The organism is Propionivibrio sp. (assembly GCF_049316945.1).
Classification (GTDB): Bacteria; Pseudomonadota; Gammaproteobacteria; order Burkholderiales; family Rhodocyclaceae; genus Propionivibrio.
In genome coordinates this window covers 1-7,984 of record NZ_JBMOJE010000173.1, presented here as the reverse complement: position 1 = coordinate 7,984, position 7,984 = coordinate 1, and the positions used below count along the sequence as shown (strand labels likewise).

General features: G+C 55.2%; 11 protein-coding genes and 1 tRNA gene. 7 read left to right on the top strand and 5 right to left on the bottom strand.

Going from position 1 to position 7,984, the window contains the following annotated elements; translation table 11 throughout:
• Positions 1–96: 96 nt before the first annotated feature.
• Positions 97–513, top strand: a complete 417-nt coding sequence (arfB, locus tag ACOYNV_RS24000; protein ID WP_422902335.1) for an alternative ribosome rescue aminoacyl-tRNA hydrolase ArfB — start codon at positions 97–99, stop codon at positions 511–513.
• Positions 514–537: 24 nt separating this feature from the next.
• On the opposite strand, the gene ACOYNV_RS23995 is transcribed toward arfB, so the two are convergent.
• Complete coding sequence (locus ACOYNV_RS23995; protein ID WP_422902334.1) at positions 538–1,521, bottom strand: GSU2403 family nucleotidyltransferase fold protein; 984 nt, start codon at positions 1,519–1,521, stop codon at positions 538–540.
• A gap of 483 nt (positions 1,522–2,004) precedes the next feature.
• Here ACOYNV_RS23995 and ACOYNV_RS23990 point away from each other — a divergent pair, with 483 nt between their 5' ends.
• Together ACOYNV_RS23990 and ACOYNV_RS23985 are read left to right on the top strand one after the other, a co-directional pair.
• Positions 2,005–2,316: an integration host factor subunit beta gene (locus ACOYNV_RS23990; protein ID WP_422902333.1), complete on the top strand. Its 312-nt coding sequence runs from the start codon at positions 2,005–2,007 to the stop codon at positions 2,314–2,316.
• A 39-nt stretch (positions 2,317–2,355) separates the two neighbouring features.
• Positions 2,356–3,240 carry an alpha/beta fold hydrolase gene (locus ACOYNV_RS23985; RefSeq protein ID WP_422902332.1) on the top strand — a complete coding sequence of 295 codons (885 nt, stop codon included), beginning with the start codon at positions 2,356–2,358 and terminating at the stop codon, positions 3,238–3,240.
• A 401-nt stretch (positions 3,241–3,641) separates the two neighbouring features.
• Here the strand turns inward: ACOYNV_RS23985 and ACOYNV_RS23980 are convergent, their stop codons facing one another.
• From ACOYNV_RS23980 to ACOYNV_RS23970, 3 genes are all read right to left on the bottom strand, one after another.
• Positions 3,642–4,154, bottom strand: coding sequence for a hypothetical protein (locus ACOYNV_RS23980; protein ID WP_422902331.1), 513 nt, complete (start codon positions 4,152–4,154; stop codon positions 3,642–3,644).
• A 76-nt stretch (positions 4,155–4,230) separates the two neighbouring features.
• Positions 4,231–4,671 carry a hypothetical protein gene (locus ACOYNV_RS23975; protein ID WP_422902330.1) on the bottom strand — a complete coding sequence of 147 codons (441 nt, stop codon included), beginning with the start codon at positions 4,669–4,671 and terminating at the stop codon, positions 4,231–4,233.
• An 8-nt stretch (positions 4,672–4,679) separates the two neighbouring features.
• A complete protein-coding gene (locus ACOYNV_RS23970; protein ID WP_422902329.1) occupies positions 4,680–5,162 on the bottom strand; it encodes a hypothetical protein in 483 nt (160 codons plus the stop codon).
• A 27-nt stretch (positions 5,163–5,189) separates the two neighbouring features.
• On the opposite strand from ACOYNV_RS23970, the gene ACOYNV_RS23965 reads away from it, so the two are divergent.
• From ACOYNV_RS23965 to ACOYNV_RS23955, 3 genes are read left to right on the top strand one after another with little or no spacing between them, the layout of a single operon-like run.
• On the top strand, positions 5,190–5,459 hold the full coding sequence (locus tag ACOYNV_RS23965; RefSeq protein WP_422902328.1) for a hypothetical protein: 270 nt from the start codon (positions 5,190–5,192) through the stop codon (positions 5,457–5,459).
• Positions 5,460–5,489: 30 nt separating this feature from the next.
• Positions 5,490–5,816: a type II toxin-antitoxin system RelE/ParE family toxin gene (locus ACOYNV_RS23960; protein WP_422902327.1), complete on the top strand. Its 327-nt coding sequence runs from the start codon at positions 5,490–5,492 to the stop codon at positions 5,814–5,816.
• On the top strand, positions 5,813–6,127 hold the full coding sequence (locus ACOYNV_RS23955; RefSeq protein ID WP_422902326.1) for a helix-turn-helix domain-containing protein: 315 nt from the start codon (positions 5,813–5,815) through the stop codon (positions 6,125–6,127). Before ACOYNV_RS23960 ends, ACOYNV_RS23955 begins: the two co-directional genes overlap by 4 nt.
• A 188-nt stretch (positions 6,128–6,315) precedes the next feature.
• On the opposite strand, the gene ACOYNV_RS23950 is transcribed toward ACOYNV_RS23955, so the two are convergent.
• Positions 6,316–6,390: transfer RNA gene (locus ACOYNV_RS23950), tRNA-Met, on the bottom strand.
• 132 nt (positions 6,391–6,522) lie between these two features.
• On the opposite strand from ACOYNV_RS23950, the gene ACOYNV_RS23945 reads away from it, so the two are divergent.
• Positions 6,523–7,752: a tyrosine-type recombinase/integrase gene (locus ACOYNV_RS23945; RefSeq protein ID WP_422902325.1), complete on the top strand. Its 1,230-nt coding sequence runs from the start codon at positions 6,523–6,525 to the stop codon at positions 7,750–7,752.
• Positions 7,753–7,984: the final 232 nt, after the last annotated feature.

The window sequence follows — 7,984 nt, the reverse complement described above, 5'->3', positions numbered from 1 at the left end:
AACTAATTTCCTATAAATACTGAATAAATACGGACTGGATCAGGAAGTCTGAGCCTTTATAATTGCGGCGTCGATCATTTTTCCCGAGTCCATGCCATGCCTGTAAATCCCCCACAAATCCTGCTGCGCGAGGAAGAGGTCGAGTTTGTCGCCATTCGCGCGCAGGGCGCCGGCGGTCAGAACGTTAATAAAGTGTCGAACGCCATCCACCTGCGCTTTGATATTGGCGCTTCCTCGCTGCCGGATGAAATCAAGACCCGGCTGTTGCAATTTCGCGATCAGCGCGTCAGTGACGACGGCGTGGTGGTAATCAAGGCGCAGTCGCACCGCAGTCTGGAACGTAATCGCATCGACTCGCTGACGCGTTTGCGCGAGTTGATCGCCCGCGCCGCCTTCGTCCCCGTCGTGCGCCGTCCGACCAAGCCGACGCGCAGCGCGCAGAAAAAGCGTGTCGAAAGCAAGGTCAGGCGCGGGCTGGTGAAGGTGTTGCGCGGCCGCGTCAGCGATCTTTGATCGGGTGCAATAAACCGCCCCGATTCAGATGCCAGGCGTTGCACCGGCCGTGGAGGACTCCATCAGGTGTGGCAAATACTGCTTCACCAGTTCGGTGACAATTTTTGCCTGAAGAGCATCCTTGCCGCGTTTGTTGGCCTCCCGCAATTCCTGCCGGGATAAAGCCTGCTTGATCCGGGCGAAATCAAGCGGGTGTACGGTACGCATGAGCGCCATTTCTCCGGAAGTGGCAATCACTACCTGATCAAAGCGGCGGGCGGATTGGAGCTTTTCGCCCATGGAAACCTGGGCCGCCCAGAAGTCTTCTTCAGCATCGCTCATGCGCATGGGGTGGGGATCAATAACGCCAGCGTTGCGACGGATGATGTCCACCTCGAAACCATCATTGTTTCTTGCGCTGTAGTGCTGATCCGCGACGACTTCGAAGCTTGGGTCGGCCTTGCGCAGCAAGCCAATCAGCGAGCTGTCGAGTTTCTTCATCGCGGTGAAGAAGGATACACGTTTGCGTGTGTCGAACAGCATGTCCACATCGCGAGTGGCCATGGCTTGTTCGGCTATTCTTACCCCGGCAGCCATCTCAAAGGCGTATAGGGCATGCGTGCCCACCACCAGGAAGTGTTCTTGTACGCCCGCGTTTTCCAGAGCATTGATGACGCTGACCACGATGTTGGGAACACGGCCAACCCGGTGCGCGCGGTTGAGTCGCTGCTGAATGGCGAGTTGAGCCTTCAGGGCTTTGACGCGCTCTTCAAGGCTGGCCTTTCTGGCCATGAAGTTGTCGAACAACTGCTGATTTTGATCGGAGTGTGGGCCGAGGGATTTTTGACCTCCATACGCAGAAGTGCGGATCAGCGTCCGAGTGCCCCTCAGTTCGCGCCAGATCATTGAGCCACGAACTTCTGCGGCAGCCTTCCTGGCCTGGACCAGAGAGAGAAAGACCGTTTCCGCGTCGATGTACTGCCGCTTCTGGTTCTCTGAGAGATCAAGAAAATAGATTGACGCAGCCATGTTCAATATAAATATCGAAAGTTTAACTTTACTTTGAACATCAATAAAAATCAACAAATTGGACGACACGATACAGTTCAGGTGAGGCGCTGTAACAAAGGCTATCCACTTGGGCCTTAGGGATCAGGATTTCCCGTTTGCGCGAGGTGATCGCAGGTGTGTTCTTTGTTTCGATAGCGTAATAATCAATAGCTTGGTGTTTCAACTATCCAGATAAGCAAGGCTGCAACCCCTATGAACAGGCGATCTACAACCGATGTGCCTGAAGAGTGAGGTATTCATTGGCTCTGCAGGCGTGATGATTGAAGAACGTATATTGAAGAGCATGAAGAGCATTCCAGAGGATCGGTAGTTCATTGGCTACGAAATTCAATACTGTTCTCCTGATTGCTTGAAACGCGTAGCCCTCTGTCAAGGTCAGGCTTGGCACCATTGCAGCATAAAGAAATTGCGTAGCGCATACTTGAATGTAGAATACGGGCCATGACACGTTCTAATCTTATCGAAGCTCTTACATACCGCTTCGCCAATCTGATGGCGACTGATGCGGAAATCGCGGTCAAGGTAATTATCGAAGCCATCGGCAATGCCTTGTCAAAAGGTGACCGCGTCGAAATCCGCGGCTTCGGTAGTTTCAGCTTGAACTACCGCCCGCCGCGTAAAGGGCGCAATCCGAAAAGTGGAGAAGCGGTGTCGGTGCCCGCGAAATATGTTCCGCACTTCAAGGCCGGCAAGGAGATGCGGGAATGTGTCGATCAGTCTGTCGAGCATGAAAAGCTCCTGCGGGTCGCCTGAGTACGGCCGTTTCTGTTTTTTATCACCTCACCGAACCCGATGCCACGCACCGCCGCCAATGGCATAGAGCTGCATTACGAATCCTTCGGTGCCGCCAGTGCCCCGGCCATTCTTTTGATCATGGGGCTGGGTGTTCAACTGACGCGCTGGAACATCGAGCTGTGTGACTTGTTGGTGGCGCGCGGATATCGCGTAATCCGCTTCGACAATCGCGACTGCGGCTTCTCGACGCATTGCGATGGCATGGCTTTGCCGGACATCGGCGCCGCCATGCGTGGTGACCTATTGACGGGCCTGCCCTATACCCTCGAAACGATGGCCGCAGATTGCATCGGCCTGCTGGACGTGTTGAAGATTGAGCAGGCGCACCTGGTCGGCGCCTCAATGGGGGCCTCCATTGCCCACCTCATCGCCGCCCGTTACCCGGCGCGCACCCACTCCCTGACCAGCATCATGTCGTCCAGCGGCAACCCGATGCTGCCGCCGCCCAAGGCTGCCGCGGCCATGGCGCTGTTCACCCCGCTACCCGCCACGCGTGACCGTACGACCATCGTCAACGATGCCGTCGCCCGTTATCTGCCGCTGGCAAGCCCCGGTTATCCGACGTCACGGGATGACTTGCAGACGATGTTCGGCCAGGAATACGACCGCTGCTTCTACCCGCAAGGCGTGGCCAGACAACTTGGCGCACTCATCGCCAACGGCGATCGTCGCCGGCTCCTGAAGACCATTACCTGCCCGACCGTCGTCCTGCACGGGAAGGACGATCCGCTGATTCAACTGGCCTGCGGTGAGGATGTCGCCAACAACATTCCGAATGCCGAGATGCGGGAAGTTGAAGGAATGGGCCATGATTTTCCGGTGGCCCTGTCGAAAATATTCGCCGACGCTATCGGCGCGGCGGCTGCGCGATCCGTTCGTTGAAGGATAGGGGCATGGAAAAAGTGTCCACCTTTTTCGCTTGCTTACTGCTCTGTCTGGCCGCAACGGCACCTGTTGCATTCGCCAAAACCCCCGGAGAAGTTGAAATCGGCGGGAAGCTTCGTGAGGCGACAATGCAAGACCTTTCCGGCCCCTCGCAATAATTGTCGGAATTTCACGGTATGTCGTTACGCTGACCTTGCTCAACATTCAACCTAGAAAAGGCAGTTGACCACAGCGAACACGGCGAACAGCGCGAAGCCTCCCTGAAGAGGGACAACGGGAAATCAATGACTTGCAATATTTTCATGATTCACCCTTTGGGTGAGCCATGAAATCCTAAAAAACTGAGGCTTTTCGCCGTGCCCGCCGTGTTCGCCGTGGTTAAACTTAGGTTTTAAGGTTCAACGATCTGAATGGCCTTGCTTTCTGGCCTGAAAATACAGGCAGGATTGCCCTGAGGCGTCAATTACATCGCGGATCGGCTGTTGCTGGCTCTTGAAAGCCAAGGCCCGGCAACCGTATCTGAACTTCAACTCGTGGGTGATGAAGTAATGCACGCAACCGTTGCACCGGAGCGTGTGATCGAGAAGCGGTTTCCCTGAATCCATCAGGCCGCCGGGTTGCGCAAATGCAGATTTTCCAAGGTGCGTAAACTTCGGGTCGTCATCAAAACGTTCTGCGGATTTTCGAGGGAAGAAGTCTAGCGCAATGATTCGTTTTTGAACACGTGATGACTGCTGGCAGGAGAACAGTCGTTGAACCGGTCGTCGCTTGTAACGTGGATCGACTTTCGCGCCCCCGGTTTTTTGACCTGCGGCAATCCGCTGAAGTGCGAGATTATTCCAGTAGTTCTTCCCGCAGATACCATGGATAGGGGTTCTACAAGTGGCATGCTTCAAGAGTGCCGTATTCATTGGTTCTTCAGGCGATATCGTTGTAGAACGCCAATTAATGAGGCTTCCAGCCATTCAGTAATAATTAAAGTCAACTTTACTCTTTCGTCTTTCCTCCGACATAGAACGCCCCCAGCGCCGCCGTCGCCAGCGCCTGCAGTGGCGCGAGGAAATAGCGCGAGTTATTGAGGTCGGTCTGAAAATCGACTTCGGTCAGCGGCGAGGCGAGCAGGGTCAGCAGCATCAGCGTGAGGTAGGTGCATGACAGCCAGAAGGCGAGTTTGAAGAGGAAGGCGTCGGCGAAGGCGTTGGCTTTTTCCTCACCGGGCTGGCTGTTGCGGAAATCGGCGACCAGCACGCCGACGATCAGCGACAGGTTCGGCATCACCCCCGGCGCAAACCAGCCTTCCCAGAGTGTGCGGACCGAAGCCTGGTCGCCGAAAAGGGTCAGCACAAGGAGCTGTGCGGCGACGGCGCCAGCCCCGAAAAACCAGGCTTGGGCGAGTCGCCGCTTGGCGGTGGGCAGTGTCAGGGCCATGGCCATGGTCATTCTTCCAGCGAGCGCAGGATGCCGCTCGCCCGCAAGTGTTCGGCGCCGTCGAGCGCTGATGGTTTGCGCAGTTGCGCTTCGGCGCCGTGGGTATGGATTTCGAACTCGTAGACCAGCGCCGTGCACACCATGTCCGCGTTGTAGCGCCGCACAGCCACGTCGTGCGGCAGGGTGTTGGCGCCCTTGTCGATCCATTTCATCGCTTCATCGACCGGTACTTTCTTGCCGCTCGCCGCGAACGGTTCCGAACTGAAAACCAAGGCAATGACGCGGAAAAAACCGGCGTCCTTCTGTAGCAGCGCCCGCAGGTAGGCATCAAGGCTGAAGGATTTGAGAGACACCGGCTCGACTTCGACGTTCCAGCGCTGCTCGGCGGCCGGTGTCGCGTCCGGGTTGATACGTTCAAGTTGGGTGGCCGCATTGCTCCGCCGCAATGAATGGGTATTCTCGAGCCCTGCCGCTGCTTCTGGCCGACTCATGGAGCCGCGCATAGGGCATACAAGGCATTGACCGCCGCTGGCCTTCCTGCGCTGTCTCTGCACGGCTTGCGCCGTTCCTTTGGTACGTTGACCGAGTGGTGCGAAGTGCCTGCCGGGGTAGTTGCTCAACTCATGGGACACAAGCCAAGCGCGACCGCTGAGAAGCATTACCGCCGCCGCCCGCTTGATCTGTTGCGCCAGTGGCACATCAAAATCGAAGCGTGGATTCTTGAACAGGCCAGGATTGCGCAACCGGATGAGGATGCAAAGCCATTTATCCGCATAATTTCACGCTAAACTTAATACAAAGTTTTGTATAATAAAGCCATGAAACCAGTTGATTTCTGCGGGGATTCGTTGGATGCACTTCGGTCGTTCCCCGAGAGCGCAAGACGTGACGCCGGGTACCAGATAGACAAAGTCCAGCATGGGCTAGATCCTGACGACTGGAAGCCGATGGCCGGTATAGGTGCTGGCGTCAAGGAAATACGGGTGTGGGATGCGGGGGGCACCTTCCGCGTTATCTATCTGGAAATACTGGCTGACGCTGTCTTTGTGCTGCATTGCTTCCAGAAGAAAACGGAGCAGACCAGCGACAAGGACGTAAAACTGGCCCGGAAACGATTCAAGGAACTGATGAAGGAGCAAAGATGAGCAAGCAACGATTTAATAGCGTGTGGGACGCCCTTGAGGATACCCCCAAGCAGGCCGCCAGCATGCGCGCCCGGTCGGAACTGATGATGGCCTTGCAGCAATGGGTGAAGGGTGAAGAACTGACCCAGAGCACCGCTGCCGGTCTTTTCGGCGTGACACAGCCGCGCGTTTCCGACCTGATGCGTGGTCGAATTGACCTGTTTTCGACGGATACCCTAATTGACATGGCCGCGACCGCCGGCCTATCCCCACACGTCTCCATCAAAGCACCAAAGGCGAAAAAGCACACCGAATCGAGAGCAACAGCGTAATGCCTGATTGCCGCACTCGAAGCCGCTGCTATTCCGGAACAGTCACAGAATGCCGGGCAATGGTGAAATATTTCTTTCTTTTGGCGCGTATTGCTTCGGATTGATGAAATCGGGTTACATAGCGGTTACGTGACCGAAAACGCAGCACAAAAGAAAAAGGCTCGCATCGCTGCAAGCCTTGGTATGACTGGTGGTGATGGGCAGAATTGAACTGCCGACCTATGGGTTATGAATCCAAAACGCTGCTATTTACCGTGGGTTACTCAACCTTAACAAACCTATACACAGCAATGGTTTAAGGCTATAGTGACCTTAACGGGGTTACACGGAATTAGACTGAATTTCACCTAATACGTAACCCCGGTGTAACCCCGGCGTAACCCCAAAGTTGACAAATGGATAATTCAATCAGATTTACAAAAGAGACTTTGCAGGCATTGCCGACCCCGGAACCCGGTAAGCGTGTTGTTTATCTAGATTCAAAAACTACGGGGCTTCAACTACGGGTGACAGCGACCGGCGCAAAGACTTTTTCGATCTATCGGCGCATCAAGGGCGGGCAACCTGAGCGCGTAACACTCGGGCGCTTTCCTGCAATGACCATCGAGCAAGCCCGCAAGTTAGCGGCGCGAGTGAATGCAGAGATTGAGGAAGGATCGAACCCGGCGCAAGTGAAGCGGGTAATGAAGGGTGAACCGACATTTGCCGAATTGTTCAAAGAGTACGGTGAACGGCACGGATGCAAGAAATTATCCTGGCACACGGACCAGTGCAACTACGCAAACCATCTTCAAAGCCTTGCACCATTGAAGGTAACGACTATAAAGCGTGAGGCAATATCGCGCCTCATGTCGGATATGGAAAAAGCAGGTTTAGCGGGCGCAACTCAGAATAATATACGGGCGCTAATATCTACCATCTATGGCCGCGCCATTGAATGGGGCTATGCAACGGCTAACCCGGTGATCGGAATAAAGACACGCTCCAAGGTGAAACGTGATCGATTCTTGCAAGCTGATGAGCTTCCGAGATTCTTTCAATCCCTGGCCGAAGAATCAAACGAGACTTTGCGCGATTACATTCTTTTGGCGCTTCTGACTGGCGCGAGGCGTGCAAACCTGCTGGCGATGCAATGGACTGAAGTCAATTTGAATGATTCTGTCTGGCGCATACCTCGCACAAAGAACGGCGACCCACAAAACGTAACGCTATCGCCGGAAGCGGTAACGATCCTGAATGCTCGCAAGGAAGTAGCCGACAATGTAGAGGTTTTTGTTTTCCCCGGCATTGGTGCCAGTGGGCATATCGAAGAACCGAAGAAAGCAGTAATTCGCGTCATGGAACGGGCCGGAATACCCTACGGAAGAAAAACCCCGAACGGCGTAACGCTTCATGACTTGCGGCGAACGCTTGGAAGCTGGCAAGCCAAAACCGGCGCATCGCTGGCGATAATCGGCAAGAGCCTAAACCATCAAAGCCAACAAACGACAATGATCTATGCAAGGCTAGACCTTGACCCGGTGCGGGCTTCAGTGAATACAGCAACGGCGGCAATGATGGAAGCTGGGGGATTAAAACCCGTGGCTGATATTGTCCCGTTGAGAATGAGCAAAACCGCGCCCTGATGGTTCTGGCCTCCAGCTCAAGCGTCACGAGCTGGTGGTGCTGATCTCCGTCTCGACCGTCACGCCCTAGTGCTGCCGGCCTCCGGCGAGATCGTCACGAGCCGGTGGTGCCAGGCATCACGCCTTGGTGGTCCTGGCGTCCGGCTCCGATTCAACGAAATGGCATCACAAGCCCGCGGTGCTGATCTCCGTCTCGACCGTCACGAGTTGGTGGCGCTACCGGCGTCCGGCG

Bases quoted from the DNA above. Each gene is read 5' to 3' on its own strand.
- arfB (WP_422902335.1), top strand. From the start codon at position 97: ATGCCTGTAAATCCCCCACAAATCCTGCTGCGCGAGGAAGAGGTCGAG.
- ACOYNV_RS23995 (WP_422902334.1), bottom strand. From the start codon at position 1,521: ATGGCTGCGTCAATCTATTTTCTTGATCTCTCAGAGAACCAGAAGCGG.
- ACOYNV_RS23990 (WP_422902333.1), top strand. From the start codon at position 2,005: ATGACACGTTCTAATCTTATCGAAGCTCTTACATACCGCTTCGCCAAT.
- ACOYNV_RS23985 (WP_422902332.1), top strand. From the start codon at position 2,356: ATGCCACGCACCGCCGCCAATGGCATAGAGCTGCATTACGAATCCTTC.
- ACOYNV_RS23980 (WP_422902331.1), bottom strand. From the start codon at position 4,154: ATGAATACGGCACTCTTGAAGCATGCCACTTGTAGAACCCCTATCCAT.
- ACOYNV_RS23975 (WP_422902330.1), bottom strand. From the start codon at position 4,671: ATGGCCCTGACACTGCCCACCGCCAAGCGGCGACTCGCCCAAGCCTGG.
- ACOYNV_RS23970 (WP_422902329.1), bottom strand. From the start codon at position 5,162: ATGAGTCGGCCAGAAGCAGCGGCAGGGCTCGAGAATACCCATTCATTG.
- ACOYNV_RS23960 (WP_422902327.1), top strand. From the start codon at position 5,490: ATGAAACCAGTTGATTTCTGCGGGGATTCGTTGGATGCACTTCGGTCG.
- ACOYNV_RS23955 (WP_422902326.1), top strand. From the start codon at position 5,813: ATGAGCAAGCAACGATTTAATAGCGTGTGGGACGCCCTTGAGGATACC.
- ACOYNV_RS23945 (WP_422902325.1), top strand. From the start codon at position 6,523: ATGGATAATTCAATCAGATTTACAAAAGAGACTTTGCAGGCATTGCCG.